Source organism: Pseudomonas lactis (genome assembly GCF_001439845.1).
In the GTDB taxonomy this organism is placed as follows: domain Bacteria; phylum Pseudomonadota; class Gammaproteobacteria; order Pseudomonadales; family Pseudomonadaceae; genus Aquipseudomonas; species Aquipseudomonas lactis.
The window spans coordinates 273,426-294,632 of record NZ_JYLO01000002.1 but is presented as its reverse complement, the minus strand read 5'-3'; the positions used below and the strand labels follow the sequence as shown (position 1 = coordinate 294,632).

Genomic DNA, 21,207 nt, shown 5'->3' with positions numbered 1-21,207 from the left:
ATTAATGTAACAAAAACACACACAAATAATGATTCTCGATATCATTCGTTCGCTTTTCATTCAGGCTCACGAATCAGGGAATCAATTAGATGCATGGAAATAGCAGCAAGCCAGAAAACGCGTTACTGGAACGCTGGAGCGAAGCACTTGCCACTGCGCAATTTCAGGCCAGCCACATCAGCCTCCAAGCCCTGATCAACACGCTGGCACCCGCCGCCGAACGTAGCTTCCAACGCCTGATCCAAGCTTTGTTTCGTGAAAGCCTGCTGGACTCCAGCACCCTCATTTATGACGAACGTGGGCATTGCTCGCTGATACTGCCTTGCCAAGCCCGACTACGTTTCGAACATTTGCGGCCTGGCCGCATGGCAAGCTGGGACCTGCGCGGCGAAGTCATCCTGTTGCGCGAAGGCCAGCCCGAACAGAAAATCCAGTTCCCCTCACAGTTGTTGACGTTGCTTAACGCCAGCCTTGAGTCGCCTGCCGACCGGGAAGTGCTCAACCGCCTCAACGTCGAGATCGACGATAGCTTCATCAACGACACCTTGTGCCTGGCCTTCCACGAGCAATGGACGCTCAAGCTGCATGCGTCCATGGACCCGGTGCATCAAGACAATCTCTTGAGTCATCTCAAAAACAGCCCGAGCGTTATCAACCCGACTTCCGTGCTTGAGCAGTGGGGAACATTGGGTCACCCATGGCACCCCAACTACAAGACCAAGCTGGGCCTGAATACGGAGCAGGTCATCAATTATTCGCCGGAATTCGAAGCACGCTTCCCGGTGCTGCTGTGCGCACTGCATCGCCAATTTGCCCATGTCGAAAGTTTGGCCGGGACTACAGATTACTGGCAGTGGTGGAGCAACCACTTTCCACAGGCAGCGCAGCAATTAACCGCAACCCTTCAAGCACAGGGCCTCGAGGCTGGCGATTATCTGCCGTTGCCCTCCCATCCCTGGCAGGCACGCCAGGAGCTGCCTCAGCTGTTCGCCGATGCAATCGGCGACAAGCTGCTGGTGCTGACCGATATCGTCGCGTTTACCGCCCACCCCACCATGTCATTCAGAACCGTGTTGCCTGAAGGCCGTTGCGATGCGCCGATGATCAAGCTGCCCGTGTCACTGCGCCTGACCAGCGTACAGCGCACCGTATCGCCGCGTTCAGCGCGCATGGGCCCACGGATCAGCCATTTGCTACTGAGCATCTTGGAACGCGAGCCTGCGATCCAGAACATCCTCAGCATCATTCCCGAGCGGATCGGTGTGCATTTCCAGCCGGTACCGGCCAATGACGAGCACTCCCGCCATTTGGCGGTGCTCTATCGCGACAATCCCCAGAGCCAGCTCCAGCCAGGGGAAATGGCCGTGCCAGTGGGCAGCCTGTTTGCCATTGATCAACACGGCCAGCCGCTGCTGCGCCAATGGGTGCGCCTGAGCCAAGGCAAGGATGACGCGGCGGCCATGCTCGCGTTCTTCCATGACTACGCAGCGATCACCGTGCCAGCACTGCTGGGCATGTACTTGCGTTATGGCATCGCTTTTGAGGCCCATCAGCAAAATTCCTTCATGGTGATGGCCGCAGACGGACAATTGAGCCGCCTGTTGCTGCGCGACTTCGGCGATATCCGAATCGACCGCAAAACCTTGCACGCCCACGGCCTGGACATTGAACTGCACGACCCGAAGATGACGCTGTACGACGACGCAGGTTTCGTACGGGACAAGCTGCTGCACACCGTATTCATGTGCCATCTGGGCGAGCTCATCCTGCTTGCCGCGCGCCACTTCGACATCCCCCAGGCGCTGCTCTGGAATGAACTGTCGGCACAGGTCAGCCAGTGTTTTGACGACCTGCGTTCGCAGGTTGATCCGCAGCGCTGGGCCACCGAGCGCGAAGCACTGCTGGAGCACGCGTGGCCGGCCAAGTCGTTCATGCGCATGCGCCTGCTGGAGAGTCATGCCGATATCGTCGGGCGGTTGCCTAACCCGTTGAGCGCGGCCGCCAATGCCGACTAACAACACAGCGCTGCGGCTGCTGGTGGTGATTCAGTTGGTGTCGATGGGGGCGATGGAGATGAGCGGACCGTTTTGGCCGCTGCAAATCCAGAAGCTGTTGGGCGTCGCCAATGCCCAGTACACCGGCCTGCTGTCTTCGCTGGTGTATGCAGGGCCAATGATGGCGGCGATGATCCTGACGCCTATGTGGGGAAGACTGGGCGACCGCACCGGCCATAAGCTCATGATCATCCGCGCGCTGCTGGCGTTAGCGGTGTGCCAGGCGCTGGCTGCAATTACACCTGATCCATGGTGGCTGGTGGCTATCCGTGTAGTACAAGGCGCATTGGCTGGTTTCATCGCCGCAGCCCAAGCCTACGCACTGGCCTGCTGCGGCGACGGCGGACGGGGGCACATTCTTGCGCGGCTGCAATCAGCCACTGCCGTAGGCTCCCTGGCCGGGCCGGTGTTGGGCGGCTGGCTGATGGACATATCCGGTTTCGCATTGCTGTGCTACAGCGCCACCGGCGTCTGCCTGTTGTGCGCGATAATCAGCGCGTTCTTACCCAGCGACTCACCACGATCGAGACCTGCCCGCACGTCCCAGCCTGCCGCACTCCCCAAAGGCTGGATTGGCGCGATGCTGGGGATCATCGTATTGATCCAGGCAGCCAGGATGATGCCGCAACCGTTTTACGCCCTGTATGTCGCCCAGGTCTTGCACGCACCTGCGTGGCTGATCGGCGCCAGCTATGGCGCCAGCGCCTTGACCCTGGCACTGTCCGCGCCATTGTGGGGGCGCCTGTTCGATCGGCATCAGCCAGCCCATACGCTGCGCATCATCGAGTGGGTCACGTGGGCCTGCGCCTTCACGCTGGCCTGCACGGCGCTGGCCAGTGAATGGGTGGGTTTTATCGCCAGCCGGCTGCTGTGGGGCGTGTGGCAGGGTGCTTTGTTGCCCGTGGCCTACACACTGATCGCCACTACCGTAGCGCACAGCCAGCAGGGTTTTGCCCTGGGCATGGGCAATAGCGCCGCCAAAGCCGGTGCGCTGTGCGGCGCCTTGTTGGGCGGTATCGGCATGGGGTGGGTGGGCCTGGCGCACAGCTTCTGGCTGGTCGCACTCACCTATGCCCTGGCCGCCGTAAGTATCCGCGCCATCCGTTCGTTTGCGCGAGCGCCTGAGACATCCGATTTTTCTGTCAATACTTCTAATCACTCTGAGACAAACCCATGAATAAATCGCAATTGGCCGTTCTGCTGCCGCTTCTCGGCTCGATGAGTGCGCCCGCCTGGGCCGATCAGACAGAACAGACACCGGCAGCGCCGACCAGCCTGCAATTACAGGCAACAGTCGTATCGGCCACGCGCAGCGAAACCAGCATTGCGCAGATTCCAGGCTCGGTGCAGGTGATCAATGAAGCGCAAATCCGCCAGCAGACGGGTGCAGGACGTCGGGTCGCCGATATCCTCGGCCAATTGGTGCCTGGCATTGCGCCTTCCAGCGGCGGTATGAGCAACTTCGGCCAGACGCTTCGCGGGCGTAATACCCTGATCCTGATCGACGGGGTTTCGCAAAACGCCACCCGCGATAACTTCCGCCAGCTCAACAGCGTCGCACCAGAAAGCATCGAGCGTATCGAAGTGATCTCCGGCGCCAGCAGTGTCTACGGTGCAGGCGCCTCGGGCGGCATCATCAACATCATCACCAAACGCAACCAAGGTGAAGACCTGGCGTTCAGCAGCAAGATCGGCATGACCGCCGGCAACAACTTCAGCCACAAGGGGTTCGCTTATCAAGCGTTCCAAAGCGCCACCGGGCGCAAGGGCCCGGTGGACTGGTACCTCTCGGGCAACACCGTGCAGCGCAACGATCAGTTCGACGGTAATGGCAAGCGCATTCCCCAGGACACGTCCCAGGGCAGCAACATGGACACCGATACCTACGACCTGCAAGGTCGCTTCGGCTATGAGCTTGATGACGACAAGAAGATCAGCCTGTCGCTGCAAGACTATAAAGACGAACAAGACACTCGCTACACCAAGAACCCCCGCATCACCAGCAACGCAGTCGCCGTAAAAGGCCTGGACCTGGGCGACCAACCCTACACCCACAACCAGGCGGTCAACCTCAACTACGCCGACAAGGATTTTTACGGTCAGGGTTTGCAGGTCGAAAGTTACTGGCGGCGGGCGGATGCACTGTTCTTCCCGGACCTGTCCCGAGGTCGGGCAGGCGTGTCAGACAACAACAGCGTGCAGGATGTCTACGGCCTGCGGGCGGCGATCGACACACAAATGCCGGACATCGGCCCGGCAACGGGCAACCTGGTATGGGGCGCGGACTACGACCATGAAACCTCACGCCAGCGTGGCGACCAATACCGGGTCAATGGCCTGACCTACACCAAAACCGGTACCACGTTCGAACTGGGTCCGGATATCGAGACCACCACCAAAGCCATCTTTGGCCAACTGTCCTACGACATCGACAACTGGACCTTGCGCGGTGGCGTACGTCGCGAATGGATTGAGAGCAAGGTCTCCGACAGCATCGCGTATGGCGAAATCGTCCAGACCGGCAACCGTGCGACACTGCCCGGTGGCACGCTCAAATACGATGACACGCTGTATAACCTCGGTGCGGTGTACCACCTGACCGACAACCAGGATGTGTTCGTCAACTTCAGCCAGGGCTTTTCCCTGCCGGATATCCAGCGCTTCCTGCGTGACGTGAACAGCAAATACGATATCCAGGATCTCAATGCCCAGGCCTTGAAAGTCGACAGCTACGAGCTGGGCTGGCGTGGCGACTGGGACAAGTGGCAGGCCAGTGTTACCGCGTACGAAAACACCTCGGATGTCACGCAGTTCTATGATGCCAATGATCGTGTACTGCGCCTGATCAATCAGAAAGAACGCGTGCGTGGCCTCGAGACCGGCCTGACCTATAACATCAGCGACCAATGGTCTGTCGGCGGTACCTACGCGTATGCCAAAGGCGAGACCCAGCAGAATGGCAAGTGGATCGACTTGCCTGCCACCCGCATCTCCCCCGCCAAGACCACAGCCTTTGTCGGCTATGAGCGTGACGACTACAGCCTGCGCTTGCAGGGCATGCGCCTGGCCAATTACGACGCGGCGGCCAAGGACAACAACGGTCGCGATATCCAGGGCTACACCCTGGTCGACCTGCTGGGCTCGGTAAGGCTGCCGGTAGGTCGCCTGGAAGGTGCGGTGTACAACCTCACCAACCGCAACTACCAGAACATGTTCGCCCAGGCCAATGCCCGCGCACCGTACCCGAATGCCGAGGGTCGTACCTTCAGCCTGAGTTACGCAGTGGATTGGTAACAGGCTGGTGCTGCACGTTTAAATACAAACCCCGCCATTTGGCGGGGTTTGTCGTTTTTAGCGGTTTACCACATCAGATCATCTGGGATCTGGTAAGCGGCGTACGGATCGTCCTCATCCGGCACCTGGCTTTCGGTGAGGATGTTGAGCTGCACGATACGCTCCGGAGCACGCTCCTGGATCTTCAGCGCCGCCTCGCGCGGGATCACCTCGTAGCCGCCACCGTGGTGCACGATCGCCAGGGAACCGTTGCTCAGCTTGTTACGCATCAAGGTGTTGACCGACAGGCGCTTGACCTTCTTGTCATCCACGAAGTTGTAGTAGTCCTCGGTGGTCAGCTTGGGCAGGCGCGAGGTCTCGATCAGTTGCTTGACCTGGGCAGTACGCGCCTTGGCCTCGGCTTTTTCCTGCTGCTGACGGTTCAGCTCCTGGTCACGCTTGACCTTCTCGGCCTGGGCCTCGGCGGCCAGGCGCGCCTGGGTATCATCAACTTCGGCCTGGCCTTTGTGGACCAGGCGCTGCTGTTTCTGTTTCTCTTTGCCGACCTGCTTGGCCTGCTTTTGGTTGACCAGACCTGCTTTGAGCAACTGGTCGCGAAGGGAAAGGCTCATGCTGCTTACTCACTTAGGCAACTGCTCAACCGCAGCTGGACACATTCTTTTCTTGGCGTTTGGCTTCGCCCCAGAGGGCGTCCAACTCTTCGAGGGTGCAATCTTCTATGGGTTGGTGCGTATCGCGCAATGCTTGTTCGATAAATCGGAAACGTCGTTCGAACTTGGCATTGGCACCGCGCAAGGCGGTTTCCGGGTCGACCTTGAGGTGACGCGCCAGGTTGACCGCGGCAAACAACAGGTCGCCCACTTCATCGGCGATAGCCACCGAGTCGTTATCGGCCATGGCTTCGAGCACTTCGTCCAACTCTTCGCGCACGTTGTCCACCACCGGCAACGCGGACGGCCAGTCGAAACCAACCTGGCTGGCGCGCTTTTGCAATTTGGCCGCACGGGACAACGACGGTAAGGCGGTGGGCACATCATCGAGCAGGGAGAGTTGCTCGGGAGCGTCGGACTTTTCTGCGCGCTCCTCGGCCTTGATCTGCTCCCAGCGCTCCTTGACCTGTTCTTCGCTCAACTGCGGGATATCCAGCGGCGCGTACAGGTCGCCGGTTGGGAACACGTGAGGATGCCGGCGAATCAACTTACGGGTGATGCTGTCGATCACGCCGGCAAATTCAAAGCGCCCGTCTTCCCGGGCCAGTTGGCTGTAATAGACCACCTGGAACAGCAGGTCGCCCAGCTCACCCTGCAGGTGATCGAAATCGCCGCGCTCGATGGCGTCGGCCACTTCGTAGGCTTCTTCCAGCGTGTGCGGGACGATGGTGGCGTAGGTTTGCTTGATGTCCCACGGGCAGCCGTATTGCGGGTCGCGCAGGCGGCTCATCAGGTGCAGCAGGTCTTCGAGTGAATACATCGTATCTCTTTCCGCTGAAAATCCAATGTGGGCGCTGGCTTGCCTGCGATGCTCGCGACTCGGTGCTTCAGTTAAACCGAGGTGATGCTATCGCAGGCAAGCCAGCTCCCACATGAAGCAGCTAACACAATTCAGTTCGCGCCCATCCAGCTATTCATGGTGTGCGGTTGCGCCGGGTTTCGATGATGTTCGGCAACTGGGAAATCCGCCCCAGCAACCGCCCGAGTGCGTCCAACCCCGGAATCTCGATGGTCAATGACATCAACGCAGTGTTGTCTTCCTTGTTCGAACGGGTGTTGACCGCCAGCACGTTGATCCGCTCATTGAGCAGCACTTGCGAGACGTCACGCAGCAAGCCGGAACGGTCGTAGGCACGGATGATGATGTCCACCGGATAAGTGAGCACCGGCACCGGGCCCCAGCTGACCTGGATGATCCGCTCCGGTTCGCGCCCGCCCAGTTGCAGCACCGAGGCGCAGTCCTGGCGGTGAATGCTCACGCCACGGCCCTGGGTGATGTAGCCGACAATCGCGTCGCCCGGCAGTGGCTGGCAGCAGCCGGCCATTTGCGTCATCAGGTTGCCCACGCCCTGGATCTGAATATCGCCGCGCTTGCCCGGCTTGTAGCCCGTGGCTTTGCGCGGGATCAGCTCCAGCTGTTCGTTGCCGCGCTCCGGCTCGACCAGTTGCTGGGCCAGGTTGACCAGTTGCGCCAGGCGCAGGTCACCCGCACCGAGGGCGGCGAACATGTCTTCGGCGATCTTCATGTTGGCCTTTTCGGCCAGCTTGTCGAAGTCCACCTGAGGCAGGCCCAGGCGCGCCAGTTCGCGTTCAAGCAAGGTCTTGCCGGCGGCAACGTTCTGGTCACGCGCCTGCAGCTTGAACCAGTGGACGATCTTCGCCCGCGCCCGCGAGGTGGTGATGTAGCCCAGGTTAGGGTTCAGCCAGTCGCGGCTCGGCGTGCCGTGCTTGCTGGTGATGATCTCGACCTGTTCACCGGTTTGCAGGCTGTAGTTGAGCGGCACGATGCGCCCGTTGATCTTGGCGCCGCGGCAGTTATGGCCGATTTCGGTGTGCACGCGGTAGGCGAAGTCCAGCGGCGTGGCGCCCTTGGGCAAGTCAATAGCGTGGCCGTCAGGCGTGAAGATATAGACCCGGTCCGGCTCGATATCCACCCGCAGTTGTTCGGCCAGGCCGCCGATGTCGCCGAGCTCCTCGTGCCATTCCAGCACTTGGCGCAGCCAGGAAATTTTCTCTTCGTACTGGTTGGACCCGGCCTTGACGTCGGTGCCCTTGTAGCGCCAGTGCGCACACACCCCCAGCTCGGCCTCTTCGTGCATGGCGTGGGTGCGGATCTGCACTTCCAGCACCTTGCCTTCAGGGCCGATTACCGCCGTGTGCAGCGAGCGATAGCCGTTTTCCTTGGGGTTGGCGATGTAGTCGTCGAATTCCTTGGGAATGTGCCGCCACAGCGTGTGGACGATACCCAGCGCGGTGTAGCAGTCGCGCATTTCCGGCACGAGCACGCGCACCGCACGCACGTCGTAGATCTGGCTGAAGGCCAGGCCCTTGCGCTGCATTTTGCGCCAGATGGAATAGATGTGCTTGGCGCGGCCGCTGATGTCGGCGTCCACGCCGGTGGCTTGCAACTCCGAACGCAACTGGCCCATCACGTCGCTGATAAAGCGCTCGCGGTCCAGGCGCCGTTCGTGCAGCAGCGTAGCGATCTGTTTGTACTGGTCGGGTTCCAGGTAGCGGAAGGACAAATCCTCCAGCTCCCACTTGATATGGCCGATGCCCAGGCGATGGGCCAGCGGCGCGTAGATGTCGAAGACTTCGCGGGCCACGCGGTTGCGCTTTTCGTCATCGGCGGTCTTCACCGCCCGGATCGCGCAGGTGCGTTCGGCCAGCTTGATCAGGGCGACGCGTACGTCGTCGACCATCGCCACCAGCATTTTGCGCAGGTTCTCTACCTGGCCCTGGGTGCCCAGCACCATCGACTGGCGCGGGCTGAGACTGGCGCTGATGGCCGCCATGCGCAGCACGCCGTCGATCAGCTTGGCCACCACCGCGCCGAAACGCTGGCTGACCAGCGGCAACGCAATGTGCCCTTCGCGCACGCCGCGATAGAGCACGGCGGCGATCAGCGAATCCTGGTCCAGCTTGAGATCGGCCAGGATCTCGGCGATTTCCAGGCCAGTGCGAAAACTTGAAGTGCCTTCGGCCCACAGGTTCTTGGCCGCATTGTCTTGCTGTTCAGACTCACGAGCGAACTCGCAGGCTGCTTTCAAGGCTTCACGGTCCAGTGCCGGGTCGACACTGACGGCATGATCCAGCCATGCCTCGAGATTGATACTGCCGTCGGTGTTGATCGGCTGGTGTGCTCTCACCTGTACCATCTTGCTTACCTTCCCTACGACGCACCTTCGATGCGCCAAAATCATCGCCGACTTTTACTGCGAGCTCCGTGGCAGTGTTCAGGCCCTGGAGAACGCAGGCCAGTCGGATTAAACGGGCATCCTAGCCCGCTTCAAATAACGCCATGGCCTCGACATGCGCGGTCTGCGGAAACATGTCGAGGATCCCGGCACGCTTTAGCCGGTAGCCTTGCTTGACCAACTCAACCGTGTCCCGCGCCAGCGTGGCTGGGTTGCAGGACACATACACCAGGCGCTTGGCCCCCAAGGCTGCAAGTTTGCGCACAACCTCCAGGGCACCATCGCGGGGTGGGTCCAAGAGTACCGCAGAAAAGCCCTGTTTGGCCCATTCTGCGTCAGTCAAAGGCTGGGACAAATCCGCCTGAAAAAACTGTGCGTTATGCAAATGGTTGCTGACGGCATTGAGCGCCGCACGGTCCACCATGGCCTGCACGCCCTCCACCGCCACCACTTCGCGCACATTGCGAGCCAGTGGCAGGGCAAAGTTGCCCAGGCCGCAAAACAGGTCCAGTACCCGTTCGTCGGCTTGTGGCGCCAGCCAATGCAGCGCTTGGGCGACCATCGCCTGGTTGACCCCGGCATTGACCTGCACAAAGTCGCCCGGCCGGTACGCCAGCTCCAAGTCCCAGGCATCCAAACGAAAGCCCAGGGCCTGACCCGGCTCAACGGGCTCCGGCTGCCCTTCCCCGTGCAGCCACAATTGGGCGTCATGGAAAGCGCAGAATTCCTTGAGGATCTGCAGGTCAGCCTCGGACAACGGCGCCATATGCCGCAGCAACACCGCGATGGACGAGCCGCTGAACAACTCCACATGCCCCAACGCCTGCGGTTTGCTCAAACGACGCAGCATCGTGGGCAAACGCTGCATGATCGGCTGCAAGGCCTGTACCAGCACCGGGCAATCATCGATAGCGACGATGTCCTGGCTGGCCACGGCGCGAAAACCCACTTCGAGTTGCTTCGCCTTGGCGTCCCAACGCACGGCTACGCGGGCGCGGCGCCGGTAATCGAATTCCGGCCCGCTCAACGGCGCTGCCCACTCTTGCGGCTCGACGCCGGCTACCCGGGACAATTGCTCGGCAAGCATGCGCTGTTTCAGGGCAAGTTGTTCTTCATGGGGCAGGTGCTGCACGCTGCAACCGCCGCAGCGGCCAACATGGGCGCAGGGTGCCGGGCGACGCAACTCACTGGCCTGGAACACCCGCTCGGTACGCGCCTCGACCACTTTGCCATGGGCGCCCAACACCCGTGCTTCCACCTCTTCGCCGGCCAACGCGCCATTCACAAACCAGGTGCGGCCTTCAAAGAACACGATACCTCGGCCGTCATTGGCCAGGCGCTCGATGGTCAGGCGTTGTTTCTTGCCCACGGGTATTTGTGGGGCCCGGCTGCCGCCTGTCGGTTGGAAGCGCAGGCCTCTCTCGTGCTTGGCCATCAGTTGGGTTCGTCGAAAATGCCGGTCGACAGGTAACGGTCGCCTCGGTCACAGATGATCGCGACGATCACCGCGTTTTCCACTTCTTTGGACAAGCGCAACATACCGGCCACCGCGCCACCGGAGGACACGCCACAGAAGATGCCTTCCTCACGGGCCAGGCGCCGGGTGGTGTCTTCGGCTTCGCGCTGGGCCATGTCGATGATGCGGTCTACCCGCGTGGCGTTGTAGATCTTCGGCAAATACTCTTCGGGCCAACGACGAATACCCGGGATGGCCGCGCCTTCCATCGGTTGCAAGCCGACGATCTGGATCGCCGGGTTCTGCTCCTTGAGGTAGCGCGAGTTGCCCATGATGGTACCGGTGGTACCCATGGAGCTGACGAAGTGAGTGATGGTGCCCTGCGTCTGGCGCCAGATCTCCGGGCCGGTGCTGGTGTAGTGCGCCTCGGGGTTGTCGCCGTTGGCGAACTGATCGAGCACCACGCCACGGCCTTCGGCGGCCATGCGCTCGGCAAGATCGCGGGCGCCTTCCATGCCTTCTTCCTGGGTCACCAGGATCAGCTGGGCGCCATAGGCGGTCATCGCCGCCTTGCGCTCGGCGCTGCCGTTGTCGGGCATGATCAGCACCATCTTGTAGCCTTTGATCGCTGCGGCCATGGCCAGGGCGATCCCGGTGTTACCGGAGGTGGCTTCGATCAGGGTGTCGCCGGGCTTGATCTGCCCACGCAACTCGGCGCGGGCGATCATCGACAGCGCCGGGCGGTCTTTGACCGAGCCGGCCGGGTTGTTGCCCTCAAGTTTGAGCAACAGGGTATTGCTGGTTTCACCCGCCATGCGTTGCAAGCGGACCAGGGGCGTGTTGCCGACGCAATCGGCGATTGTTGGGTACTGCAAGGTCATGGCGTATTCGCAATCCAGACTGCGGGGCGCACATCATACCGGGAAAGGCCGGCGGGCCATATCACGCAAAGTGCGGTGCTTATGGCTTAAAGGCATAAGCAGCGTTTATGTCGGGTCGCTATGATTACGCTGGAAAACTTCAGCGCCCATCGCGGCAATCTGCACTTCGATCAGCGCTTCAAAGGGTTTGAGCAGTGGCTCAAACGACGTCGGCGCTTCCAATACCTGCAACGCTTGCGTGATCGCTTCGACCGTCGATAAGGCGCCAGGCCCCGGCGCCTTGCGCAAGCGATAGCGGGAAACACCGCCGTCGGCCAATGTCACCCGGGGCAGCGCCGCCAACAAAGGGTTGAGGTGCAACAGCTTGCGTGCCTTGCGCCAGGTGCCATCGGGAACCACTAACAGCAGTGGCTGATCGTCAGGTGCGTAGGCGTGCAGCGGCTCGGCGTCATCCGCCGGGAACAACAGGCGTGCTCGATAGCCAGGCGGGTTCAATAGCATAGGCAGATCATCAAACACCTCCCCCACCACCAACTGCGCGTTGTTCAGGCCCAACGCCGCCAACCGCGCAGTATTGAGCGCATGGCCGACCTCGCTCGGGTGCTGCAACACCAACACGCGGGTGCGGCTGTCGAGGTGGGGGATCAGCGCACAGAGGCAGTGCGTGGTCGGGCGCAGGCAGCGCGGGCAATGGGGTCGGGACATGGTGTTTTCAGGCCTGGTTGAGCTGGGTCTTGAGCAAATCGCGAAAAGTCTGGATCAGTGGCTCGCGGCTGCGGCCACGGCGCATGATCATCGAAAACGGCGCCTGGTAACCGAAGGTGGCTGGCAGCAAAACGCGCAGGTCGCCCTTGTCCGCCCAGGCCTGGGCGTAGTGCTCCGGCAGGTAGCCAATATAAGCGCCCGACAACACCAGAATCAGCTGCGCCTCCATACTTTCCACCGTCGCAGCGCTGTGCTTGAAGCCGTGGCGCGCCAGTTCGGCCTGGCTCCAGTAACCTCGCCCGACCATGCGTTGCTGGGTGATCACTTGCTCCGGGATGCGCCGCTCGTTGAACAGAGGATGTCGGGTGCTGCAATACAACCAGTGCTGTTCGCGGTACAGCGGCATGTAGATCAGCCCACTCATGCGGTTGGAAAACGCACCGATGGCCAGGTCCAGGCGATTGTCCTGGACCCCCAGTTGCAATTCGTAGGGGCTCATCACCGACAGGTGCAAATGCACCGCCGGGTGCTCCAGGCTGTAGGCGCCAATCACTTCGGCGAACGGCAAGGCCTTGTCGCTGACGGTGGAGTCGAGCACCCCGAGTTTGAGGGTGCCGCGCAATTCGCCTTTCAACGCAGCGGCGTATTGCTCGAAACCTTCGAGTTCGCCCAACAGGCGCAAGGTTTCCTGATGAAACAGCTCGCCCTTGCTGGTCAGGCTGAAGCCGCCACGGCCGCGATGGCACAGCACCAGACCCAAGGCCAATTCGAGTTGGCTCATGTAGGTGCTGATGGCCGACGTCGACAGGTTAAGTTCGTGCTGGGCGCTGGCAAACCCTTGATGGCGTACGACGCTGACGAAGATGCGCAGGAGTTTCAGGTCGGGCAAGGCGTTGGCCATGGGGGCTCCAGGGGGGCACACTAAAATTGTGGGAGCTGGCTTGCCTGCGATGGCGCTGTATCAGCCACCCGGTCTATCCCTGACAGACCGCCATCGCAGGCAAGCCAGCTCCCACATTTGGATGGAGTTTACCCCAGGCTTTAGTTTAGAAAAATCTGAACTAAGTATTTGCCTCTGCCGATTCTTCCTACGCCAGGCTTTTCGCAGAATCGGCCCCTGACAACTAAAACAACGAGGCAATCCCGTGGACAAGATTCTCCACCAACCACTGGGCGGCAACGAAATGCCGCGCTTCGCCGGCATCGCCACCATGATGCGTCTTCCCCACCTGCAAACGGCCAAGGGCCTGGATGCTGCCTTTATCGGCGTACCCCTGGATATCGGCACCTCGCTGCGCGCCGGTACGCGCTTCGGCCCTCGGGAAATCCGCGCCGAATCGGTGATGATCCGGCCCTATAACATGGCCACCGGCGCCGCCCCGTTCGACTCACTGTCAGTGGCCGATATCGGCGACGTGGCGATCAATACCTTTAACCTGCTCGACGCGGTGCGCATCATCGAAGAGGCCTACGATGAGATTCTCGAGCACGACGTCATCCCCCTGACCCTGGGCGGCGACCACACCATCACCCTGCCGATCCTGCGGGCGATCCACAAAAAACATGGCAAGGTCGGGCTGGTGCATATCGATGCCCACGCCGACGTCAACGACCATATGTTCGGCGAGAAAATTGCCCACGGCACCACCTTCCGCCGCGCCGTGGAAGAAGGCTTGCTCGATTGCGACCGCGTGGTGCAGATCGGCTTGCGTGCCCAGGGGTATACCGCCGAAGACTTCAACTGGAGCCGTAAGCAAGGCTTTCGCGTGGTCCAGGCCGAAGAATGCTGGCATCACTCCCTGGCGCCGCTGATGGCCGAAGTGCGAGAAAAAGTCGGCGGCGGCCCGGTGTACCTGAGCTTCGACATCGATGGCATCGACCCCGCCTGGGCGCCCGGCACCGGCACCCCGGAAATCGGCGGGCTGACCACCATCCAGGCCATCGAAATCATCCGCGGCTGCCAGGGCCTCGATCTGATTGGTTGCGACTTGGTAGAAGTGTCGCCGCCCTACGACACCACCGGCAACACCTCGCTGCTGGGCGCCAACTTGCTGTACGAGATGCTATGCGTACTGCCTGGCGTCGCGCATCGCTGATACAGCGTCTTCACATTAACAATCAAGGGGATCTAACAGGTCCCCACAACGATGTACCTGACTTTCGCTCGCGTGTTTACCGAGCCAGCTGCCGCCTGATCGCCCATAAAAAATATAATCGGAGAACCGCCGTCATGGCTTTGGATTTATTCGTCGTACTCATCTACGCCGCCGGCATGCTGGTGCTCGGCTACTACGGCATGCGTCGCGCCAAGACCCACGAAGACTACCTGGTCGCCGGCCGTAACCTCGGCCCGTCCCTGTACATGGGCACCATGGCCGCCACGGTACTAGGCGGTGCCTCCACCGTCGGCACCGTGCGCCTGGGGTATGTGCATGGTATTTCGGGTTTCTGGCTGTGCGCCGCACTCGGCGCGGGCATCATTGCCCTGAACCTGTTCCTGGCCAAACCCCTGTTGAAGCTGAAAATCTTCACCGTCACCCAGGTCCTGGAAAAACGCTATAACCCCATGGCCCGCCAGGCCAGCGCGGTGATCATGCTGGCCTACGCGCTGATGATCGGCGTGACCTCGATCCTGGCCATCGGCACCGTGCTGCAAGTGCTGTTCGACCTGCCGTTCTGGATGTCGGTACTGGTGGGCGGCGGCGTGGTGGTGGTGTATTCGACCATCGGTGGCATGTGGTCGCTGACCCTCACCGATATTGTGCAATTTGTGATCAAGACCGTCGGCCTGATGTTCATCCTCTTGCCGATCTGCCTGTACCGCGTCGGTGGCTGGGATGAGCTGGTGGCCAAGCTGCCTGCGTCGAACTTCAGCTTCACCGCGATCGGCTGGGACACGATCATCACCTACTTCATGATCTACTTCTTCGGCATCCTGATCGGCCAGGATATCTGGCAACGGGTGTTCACCGCCCGTGACGAAAAGGTCGCCCAGTACGCAGGCACTTTCGCCGGCTTCTATTGCATCCTGTACGGCCTGGCCTGTGCGCTGATCGGCATGGCTGCCCATGTGCTGATCCCGGATCTGGACAACGTCAACAATGCCTTCGCCGCGATCGTCAAAGCTTCGCTGCCGGACGGCATTCGCGGCCTGGTCATCGCCGCCGCGCTGGCCGCCATGATGTCCACCGCCAGCGCCGGCCTGCTCGCCGCCTCCACCGTGTTGACCGAAGACCTGCTGCCCCGCCTGCGCGGCGGCAAGGCGTCGAGCCTGCGTATCAACCGCCTGTTTACCCTGTTGACCGGCATTGCCGTGCTGGGCATCGCGTTAGTGGTGAACGATGTGATCAGCGCCCTGACCCTGGCCTATAACCTGTTGGTGGGCGGCATGTTGGTGCCCTTGATCGGCGCGATCTTCTGGAAACGCGCGACGACCTCGGGCGCAATCACCTCCATGAGCCTGGGCTTTGTGACCGCGCTGGTATTCATGTTCAAGGATGGGCTGGATGCAAACACACCGATCTACTACAGCCTGGCGGTGGCGCTGGCGAGCTTTGTGCTGGTGAGCTTGCTGTCGCGTCGGCCGGCCAAGGTGGCGGCTGCGGTGGTTTAAGCTATAACAGGGACGGGGATATTTTCTTCAGCGGGCGCGACGTCGGAGGTCGCGCCCGTTTTTTTCGCCTGATAGAAAGTAATTGTGGGAGCGGGCTTGCTCGCTCCCACATTTTTTGGACCGCGTGATTAGCGGCGACGTGGCCGACGCTGCTCGTCATCCGTGCGGATCGGCACCGGTTGCAGTGGAGGCTCGATCAAGCCCAATGCAACGCCAAGGTCGTGGAGCCAGTTTTGGATTTTCTCTTTCATGATTGCCCCCTTTGAGGGTAGTGCTGGCCGGCGTGAGTTCTGTCGCCGTTTCCTACAGTGATAGTAGCCCTAAGTCCTAGGTAATGCTTGAAGGAAACCACAACGAACTATTACTGAATTGATCCGAATCCTGACGGATCGTTCAAGCAATGGCACGTGTGTCTTGCACGCATCGCGGATTGCCGTCTTGCTGCAGGTCGATCCATGCATTGAGGTTAGCGCCGAGCATACCCTTTCGCCACATCAGCCAGGTGGTCGCAGTGGCAAAAGGCCCGGTCAGCGGATGAACGGACACGCTGTCCTTGCCGGGCAGGCTGTCGAGCATGGATTCAGACATCAACGCCACGCCGGAACCTGCAATCACGCAGGCGAGCATGCCTTGGTAGGACTCGATCTCGATGGCTCGCCCCATCGCCACACGCTCGTGGGAAAACCAGGTTTCCAGGCGCGTGCGGTAGGCGCAACTGCGCCGGAACGTGAACACCGCACGGCCCGCCACATCCTGGGGGCCACGCACCGGCGGGTGATCGGCCTCGCAAATCAGCACCAGGCGCTCTTCGCACAGCGGTACGCCATCCAGGGTGGCGATGGTCAGCGGGCCGTCGACAAAGGCTGCGTCCAGGCGCCCGGTAATCAGCCCTTCCAGCAACTCCCCACTGGGCGCCGACTGCACCTGCAGGTTCACCATGGGGTAAGTCTTGTGATAGCGCGCCAGCAGCTTTGGCAAATGAACCGCGGCGGTGCTGTACATGCTGCCCAAGACGAAGTCACCGGCCGGCTGCCCGCCTTGTACCGCGCCGTGGGCTTCGTCGTGCAGCGCCAGCAGGCGGGTGCTGTAATCCAGCAGTACTTTGCCCGCCGGAGAAAGCTGCAAACGCTGGCGCTCGCGCACGAACAGATCGACGCCCAGTTGCTCTTCCATTTGTTTAAGCCGGGTCGACAGGTTGGAGGGCACGCGGTGCAGGCGCTCAGCGGCGCGGGTGATGGAGCCCTCTTCCGCCACGGCCTGGAAAATGCGCAATTGACTGAACTCCATTACTTTCTCCAAAAATGAACAAGTTACTCACTATTATTCAATTTTACAGAAAGTCAATCCGTCTTAGCCTGCAAGGCATTCGCTTCTTTGCAGGAAACCTGAATATGTCCCCGCTGATTCGTTTACTCGCCAGCTTCGTCGCCCTGATGATAGCCATGGGCATTGGCCGCTTCGCCCTGACTCCGCAAATGCCGCATTTGCTCAGTGAAGGCCAGATCGACCTGACCGGCGCCGGCCTGCTCGCTGCCGCCAATTACCTGGGTTATTTCGTCGGCGCGGTGGACTCGATCTTTGCCCGTAGCCATCAGCATGTGCGCGGGCGCCTCTACGGCGGGTTGTGGCTGTGCGTATTGCTGACCCTGGCGTCCTACTGGGCTAACGGGTTCTGGCCGCATGTGCTGCTGCGCTTCGGCACCGGGGTCGCCAGTGCGTGGGCTCTGGTGATGATTACCAGCCTGAGCCAACCACTGGCGATTGCCGCCGGCCGTCCACGCCTGGGTGCGCTGGTGTTTGCAGGGCCGGGGTTGGGGATTGTGCTGACGGGGCTGCTGGCGCTGGTTTCCAACCTATTGGGGCAAAGCTCTGCAACGCTGTGGTTGCTCTACGGGACGGTGGCGCTGGTGATGTTGCTGGCGATCCTGCCATTTTTACCCAAGCCGGCCATCACTGTTACACAGGCCGCCAGCGCGGGGAGCAACGGCAGCATCGCGCACCTGTGCTGGATTTATTTCTTGTTCGGCCTGGGCTACATCATCCCGGCGACCTTTCTGTCGCAGATGGCCAGCGCTCAATTCCACGGGGCCTGGCAGGCCGATCTGTTCTGGCCCTACTTTGGCCTGGCGGCCGCGCTGGGAGTGGGGGTGGCCAGCCTGCGCCGCAAGCACCCGAATACCACCCGTCACTGGCTAATGGCGACTTTATGGCTGCAAGCGGCCGGGGTGTTCGCCTGCCTGCTTGGCAATGGCTGGGGCTTGGCGCTGGGCGTGTTGCTGTGCGGTGCGCCCTTTCTGGCCTGCATGCAACTGGTGATGGCGCGGCTCAGAGAAGTCGCGCCCCATGGCTACCAACGCAGCACGGGGTTGCTGACCGCCAGCTTCGCCGTCGGCCAATTGAGCGGGCCACTATTGGCGTCGGTCAGCAGCCATCTCAGTGGCGGCCTGCAACCGGCATTGGTCGTTGCCGGTACCGGGTTGTTATTAGGCGGTTCAGTACTGATCAACCGCCCTCTACCGCCGCAGCCGATTTGCACACAAGTGGCCAACAGTGCAGCAAATGGCGGTTAGGCACGTGCCCCACGCCATGTCCATCAGCGCCAACCCAGCGGACCAGCCTTGAAGCGTGGCCCAGTTGCTCAAGTCATAGGTGCCATAGGCCACCAGGCCAAGCAAGGCGCCCAAACGCGCAGCGCGCTGCCAACTGGCGCTGGGCAAGACCACCAATACTACGCAACCGAGGACATACAGGAGATAGAACAATACCGCAGGCAGCAGGCGTGGCTGATCAAGCATCAGCGCGCCGAGCAGGGATTTGTAGGTGGAGCCCATGAGCACGCCGAGCCAGAGGCCGTCGAGGACCAGGAAGGCGAGCAAGGTGCCGAGGTAGGCAAAAACCGTTCTTTTCGACATGACACAACCCTGTAGGAGCGAGCTTGCTCGCGAAAAACGTACATCCGACGCCACACTGCGCCTGGAATATTTTCGCGAGCAAGCTCGCTCCTACAGGAGAGCAGCCTGTACTCAGCTTAGTTCAATGCGGTCCGCATGAATCACGATCTGCCCTTGCTTGTAGAGCGCACCAATGGCCTTCTTGAAGTTGCCCTTGCTCACGCCGAACAAGTTGCTGATCACCGCCGGGTCGCTTTTGTCGCTGACCGGCAGGGTGCCGTTGTTGTCGCGCAACTTCGCGAGGATCTTCGAGTTCAGGCTGGAGGCCGCTTCCTGGCCCACCGGTTGCAGGCTCAGGCTGATGTTGCCATCGGCGCGGATCTCTTTGATGAAACCCTTCTCTTCCTTACCCGGACGCAGGAACTTGAACACTTCGTTCTTGTGGATCAGGCCCCAGTGCTTGTTGTTGATGATCGCCTTGAAGCCCATGTCGGTGGCTTCGGCCACCAGCAGGTCGACTTCCTGGCCCACCTGGTAGTTGGCTGGCGTCTTGTCCAGGTAACGGTCAAGGCGAGCGGTGGCGGTGATGCGCTTGGTGTGCTTGTCGAGGTAGACGTGCACCACGCAATACTCACCTGCGGTCAGCTGGCGTTTTTCTTCCGAATACGGCAGCAGCAGATCCTTGGGCAAACCCCAATCAAGGAACACGCCAATGCTGTTGACTTCCACAACTTTCAAACTGGCAAATTCACCGACTTGAACTTTGGGTTTTTCGGTGGTGGCGATAAGTTTGTCATCGCTGTCCAGATAAATGAAAACGTTGAGCCAGTCTTCATCTTCACTGGGAATATCTTTAGGGATATACCGATTAGGCAAGAGGATTTCCCCATCTTGCGCACCATCGAGGTACAAACCAAAGTTAGTGTGCTTGACCACTTGCAAGCTGTTGTAGCGCCCGACTAAAGCCATTTCCAATACCCTCATTGCGTGGGCGGCATTCTACCCGAGTTGGGCCCTGCACGCGCGCGCGCCTGAAAAATCGCGGGCTGGCATGGCGTTCCAATGGCAGCGCCCCACTCGTCTGATCGTTCGGTTCACTTTGAGCAGGCCATCAGCGGGCCACCCGGCCTGTGGTTTCCAGCTAAAACAGTAAGTTAGCGCTTTATTTCGGCGTTGAACTTCGGCTATTTCCAGCGCTGGATATTAATCCTGAGGGATATTTGCCAAGCAATTGTCAAGTATTTCCTGTACGATGCCTGGCCAAGTTAATTTTCTACAGGTTAGTGGCCGCCATGCGTGTAAAAGCATCCAACAGCAAAGCAAAGCCAGCTCCCGCCGTTGAAACCAGCGAATCGATCAATAGCCAGATTGCTGCGTTCCTCAAGTCCGGCGGCGAAATCCAGCAAATTGCCAAGGGCGTGAGCGGCCAGACTTTCGGCCCGTCCAAGCAGATCAGCCTGGGCAAGAAGTAATAGTCTTACCCGCGCACTGCATCTGGTCCCTAAGCGTCTTGCCTCAAGGCGCTAGGACTAGAGTTGCAACCCCCTCCTCACACCTTCATACGCAGCTAATCGACGAACGGGCCTCAACGCCTGGCATTCGCCGGTATCCTTGCACACGTCTAGCACGGGCATCCGCCTGAATCTTTCCGTTACTGCTCCTCGCTTTTCATGGAGTGAAGCATGCTTAAACGCTGTATTGTCGTGGTCAGCCTCCTGGTCGCCAGCCCTTTGGCCCAAGCGCATATCTTCCAGCGTGAACTGGGTGACTTCGACCTGAAATTAGGCACCACCCCCAGCCGCACCATGGCCCAGGGCCTGGTCAAGCCGACCGCCCCTGGCAGCGACTCGTTCCACGGTGGCCTGGACCTTACCCACGATAGCGGCCTGTATTTCGGCCAGTTTTCCCCGAACATGGGCCTGTCGTCGGCCAATAACCTTGAAGTCGACTCCTACATGGGCTTCAAGCGTCCGTTCGACCAGACCCTGGGCTACGAAGTCGGCTTGATCCACTACAGCTACCCCAAGGTCAGCCCCCTCGATAGCCAGGAGTTCTACGGTGGGCTGAACCTGTTGGGCAACCGCTTTGGCGTGTCTTTCAGCAACGACCCCGACCGCCAGGACAGTACCCTGTTCGCCGACCTGGGCGGCACCCAGCCTTTTGGCATCGGCGTCAGCATGAAGTACACCACCCATCAACTGGGCACACCGGTCTCGGTAGAGAACGGCGCCATCAGCAGTTTCAGCGATTGGTCGGTGCAATTTTCCCGGGCCTGGAAAGGCATTGACCTGGACTTGATCTACAGCGGCTCCAGCCTCAGCGGCAGTGACTGCTCGGCCTACTCTGGACACAATTCGCAATGTGATGGGCTGTTGACCTTGAAGGCTGCACGGTCGTTTTATTGAT

At 60.5% G+C, this 21,207-nt stretch carries 19 protein-coding genes; 8 read left to right on the top strand and 11 right to left on the bottom strand.

Going from position 1 to position 21,207, the window contains the following annotated elements:
- Positions 1-89: 89 nt before the first annotated feature.
- From TX24_RS04210 to TX24_RS04200, 3 genes are read left to right on the top strand one after another with little or no spacing between them, the layout of a single operon-like run.
- A complete protein-coding gene (locus tag TX24_RS04210) occupies positions 90-2,015 on the top strand; it encodes an IucA/IucC family protein (RefSeq protein WP_057709769.1) in 1,926 nt (641 codons plus the stop codon).
- Positions 2,005-3,231, top strand: coding sequence for an MFS transporter (locus TX24_RS04205; protein ID WP_057709768.1), 1,227 nt, complete (start codon positions 2,005-2,007; stop codon positions 3,229-3,231). Before TX24_RS04210 ends, TX24_RS04205 begins: the two co-directional genes overlap by 11 nt.
- Positions 3,228-5,348: a TonB-dependent receptor gene (locus TX24_RS04200; RefSeq protein WP_057709767.1), complete on the top strand. Its 2,121-nt coding sequence runs from the start codon at positions 3,228-3,230 to the stop codon at positions 5,346-5,348. Before TX24_RS04205 ends, TX24_RS04200 begins: the two co-directional genes overlap by 4 nt.
- 65 nt (positions 5,349-5,413) lie before the next feature.
- Here the strand turns inward: TX24_RS04200 and TX24_RS04195 are convergent, their stop codons facing one another.
- From TX24_RS04195 to TX24_RS04165, 7 genes are all read right to left on the bottom strand, one after another.
- Entirely contained in the window at positions 5,414-5,959 is a 546-nt protein-coding gene (locus TX24_RS04195; protein ID WP_003193073.1) for a DUF2058 domain-containing protein, read from the bottom strand.
- Positions 5,960-5,984: 25 nt separating this feature from the next.
- Positions 5,985-6,818 (bottom strand): nucleoside triphosphate pyrophosphohydrolase, encoded by an 834-nt coding sequence (gene mazG, locus TX24_RS04190; RefSeq protein ID WP_057709766.1) that lies wholly within the window; start codon positions 6,816-6,818, stop codon positions 5,985-5,987.
- A gap of 154 nt (positions 6,819-6,972) precedes the next feature.
- On the bottom strand, positions 6,973-9,216 hold the full coding sequence (relA, locus tag TX24_RS04185) for a GTP diphosphokinase (protein ID WP_003193076.1): 2,244 nt from the start codon (positions 9,214-9,216) through the stop codon (positions 6,973-6,975).
- Positions 9,217-9,337: 121 nt separating this feature from the next.
- Positions 9,338-10,690, bottom strand: a complete 1,353-nt coding sequence (gene rlmD, locus TX24_RS04180; RefSeq protein ID WP_057709765.1) for a 23S rRNA (uracil(1939)-C(5))-methyltransferase RlmD — start codon at positions 10,688-10,690, stop codon at positions 9,338-9,340.
- Positions 10,690-11,592 (bottom strand): cysteine synthase CysM, encoded by a 903-nt coding sequence (cysM, locus tag TX24_RS04175; RefSeq protein ID WP_003193080.1) that lies wholly within the window; start codon positions 11,590-11,592, stop codon positions 10,690-10,692. Before cysM ends, rlmD begins: the two co-directional genes overlap by 1 nt.
- Positions 11,593-11,697: 105 nt before the next feature.
- The gene (locus TX24_RS04170; protein ID WP_057709764.1) at positions 11,698-12,297 is read right to left on the bottom strand and encodes a tRNA-uridine aminocarboxypropyltransferase; all 600 of its coding nucleotides are present in this window, start codon (positions 12,295-12,297) and stop codon (positions 11,698-11,700) included.
- Between the two features lie 7 nt (positions 12,298-12,304).
- Complete coding sequence (locus TX24_RS04165) at positions 12,305-13,198, bottom strand: LysR family transcriptional regulator (protein WP_057709763.1); 894 nt, start codon at positions 13,196-13,198, stop codon at positions 12,305-12,307.
- 244 nt (positions 13,199-13,442) lie between these two features.
- Here TX24_RS04165 and speB point away from each other — a divergent pair, with 244 nt between their 5' ends.
- Together speB and TX24_RS04155 are read left to right on the top strand one after the other, a co-directional pair.
- Positions 13,443-14,393, top strand: coding sequence for an agmatinase (speB, locus tag TX24_RS04160; protein WP_003193086.1), 951 nt, complete (start codon positions 13,443-13,445; stop codon positions 14,391-14,393).
- Positions 14,394-14,527: 134 nt separating this feature from the next.
- On the top strand, positions 14,528-15,910 hold the full coding sequence (locus TX24_RS04155) for a sodium:solute symporter family protein (protein ID WP_057709762.1): 1,383 nt from the start codon (positions 14,528-14,530) through the stop codon (positions 15,908-15,910).
- 128 nt (positions 15,911-16,038) lie between these two features.
- On the opposite strand, the gene TX24_RS32725 is transcribed toward TX24_RS04155, so the two are convergent.
- Positions 16,039-16,161: a PA1414 family protein gene (locus TX24_RS32725; protein ID WP_003193089.1), complete on the bottom strand. Its 123-nt coding sequence runs from the start codon at positions 16,159-16,161 to the stop codon at positions 16,039-16,041.
- Positions 16,162-16,303: 142 nt separating this feature from the next.
- Positions 16,304-17,197 (bottom strand): putrescine utilization regulator PtrR, encoded by an 894-nt coding sequence (gene ptrR, locus TX24_RS04150; protein WP_034136141.1) that lies wholly within the window; start codon positions 17,195-17,197, stop codon positions 16,304-16,306.
- A gap of 104 nt (positions 17,198-17,301) precedes the next feature.
- Between ptrR and TX24_RS04145 the strand changes: the two genes are divergently transcribed.
- A complete protein-coding gene (locus TX24_RS04145; RefSeq protein WP_057709761.1) occupies positions 17,302-18,480 on the top strand; it encodes an MFS transporter in 1,179 nt (392 codons plus the stop codon).
- On the opposite strand, the gene TX24_RS04140 is transcribed toward TX24_RS04145, so the two are convergent.
- On the bottom strand, positions 18,424-18,822 hold the full coding sequence (locus TX24_RS04140) for a DUF2177 family protein (RefSeq protein ID WP_057709760.1): 399 nt from the start codon (positions 18,820-18,822) through the stop codon (positions 18,424-18,426). The two genes, TX24_RS04145 and TX24_RS04140, sit on opposite strands and share 57 nt — an antisense overlap.
- Before the next feature lie 111 nt (positions 18,823-18,933).
- Positions 18,934-19,770: a CvfB family protein gene (locus tag TX24_RS04135; protein ID WP_019820451.1), complete on the bottom strand. Its 837-nt coding sequence runs from the start codon at positions 19,768-19,770 to the stop codon at positions 18,934-18,936.
- 323 nt (positions 19,771-20,093) lie between these two features.
- On the opposite strand from TX24_RS04135, the gene TX24_RS04130 reads away from it, so the two are divergent.
- Together TX24_RS04130 and TX24_RS04125 are read left to right on the top strand one after the other, a co-directional pair.
- Positions 20,094-20,273 (top strand): hypothetical protein, encoded by a 180-nt coding sequence (locus TX24_RS04130; protein ID WP_003193095.1) that lies wholly within the window; start codon positions 20,094-20,096, stop codon positions 20,271-20,273.
- Between the two features lie 210 nt (positions 20,274-20,483).
- Positions 20,484-21,206, top strand: coding sequence for a TorF family putative porin (locus TX24_RS04125; protein WP_034136144.1), 723 nt, complete (start codon positions 20,484-20,486; stop codon positions 21,204-21,206).
- The last annotated feature ends 1 nt before the right edge of the window (position 21,207 follow it).

What these genes read in the sequence shown, in the direction of transcription:
- TX24_RS04130 (WP_003193095.1), top strand. Translation starts at nt 20,094, where the DNA reads ATGCGTGTAAAAGCATCCAACAGCAAAGCAAAGCCAGCTCCCGCCGTT.
- TX24_RS04140 (WP_057709760.1), bottom strand. Translation starts at nt 18,822, where the DNA reads ATGTCGAAAAGAACGGTTTTTGCCTACCTCGGCACCTTGCTCGCCTTC.
- mazG (WP_057709766.1), bottom strand. Translation starts at nt 6,818, where the DNA reads ATGTATTCACTCGAAGACCTGCTGCACCTGATGAGCCGCCTGCGCGAC.
- TX24_RS04195 (WP_003193073.1), bottom strand. Translation starts at nt 5,959, where the DNA reads ATGAGCCTTTCCCTTCGCGACCAGTTGCTCAAAGCAGGTCTGGTCAAC.
- TX24_RS04205 (WP_057709768.1), top strand. Translation starts at nt 2,005, where the DNA reads ATGCCGACTAACAACACAGCGCTGCGGCTGCTGGTGGTGATTCAGTTG.
- TX24_RS04165 (WP_057709763.1), bottom strand. Translation starts at nt 13,198, where the DNA reads ATGGCCAACGCCTTGCCCGACCTGAAACTCCTGCGCATCTTCGTCAGC.
- TX24_RS32725 (WP_003193089.1), bottom strand. Translation starts at nt 16,161, where the DNA reads ATGAAAGAGAAAATCCAAAACTGGCTCCACGACCTTGGCGTTGCATTG.
- relA (WP_003193076.1), bottom strand. Translation starts at nt 9,216, where the DNA reads ATGGTACAGGTGAGAGCACACCAGCCGATCAACACCGACGGCAGTATC.
- TX24_RS04155 (WP_057709762.1), top strand. Translation starts at nt 14,528, where the DNA reads ATGGCTTTGGATTTATTCGTCGTACTCATCTACGCCGCCGGCATGCTG.
- TX24_RS04125 (WP_034136144.1), top strand. Translation starts at nt 20,484, where the DNA reads ATGCTTAAACGCTGTATTGTCGTGGTCAGCCTCCTGGTCGCCAGCCCT.
- cysM (WP_003193080.1), bottom strand. Translation starts at nt 11,592, where the DNA reads ATGACCTTGCAGTACCCAACAATCGCCGATTGCGTCGGCAACACGCCC.
- TX24_RS04200 (WP_057709767.1), top strand. Translation starts at nt 3,228, where the DNA reads ATGAATAAATCGCAATTGGCCGTTCTGCTGCCGCTTCTCGGCTCGATG.
- TX24_RS04145 (WP_057709761.1), top strand. Translation starts at nt 17,302, where the DNA reads ATGTCCCCGCTGATTCGTTTACTCGCCAGCTTCGTCGCCCTGATGATA.
- TX24_RS04210 (WP_057709769.1), top strand. Translation starts at nt 90, where the DNA reads ATGCATGGAAATAGCAGCAAGCCAGAAAACGCGTTACTGGAACGCTGG.
- rlmD (WP_057709765.1), bottom strand. Translation starts at nt 10,690, where the DNA reads ATGGCCAAGCACGAGAGAGGCCTGCGCTTCCAACCGACAGGCGGCAGC.
- TX24_RS04135 (WP_019820451.1), bottom strand. Translation starts at nt 19,770, where the DNA reads ATGGCTTTAGTCGGGCGCTACAACAGCTTGCAAGTGGTCAAGCACACT.
- ptrR (WP_034136141.1), bottom strand. Translation starts at nt 17,197, where the DNA reads ATGGAGTTCAGTCAATTGCGCATTTTCCAGGCCGTGGCGGAAGAGGGC.
- TX24_RS04170 (WP_057709764.1), bottom strand. Translation starts at nt 12,297, where the DNA reads ATGTCCCGACCCCATTGCCCGCGCTGCCTGCGCCCGACCACGCACTGC.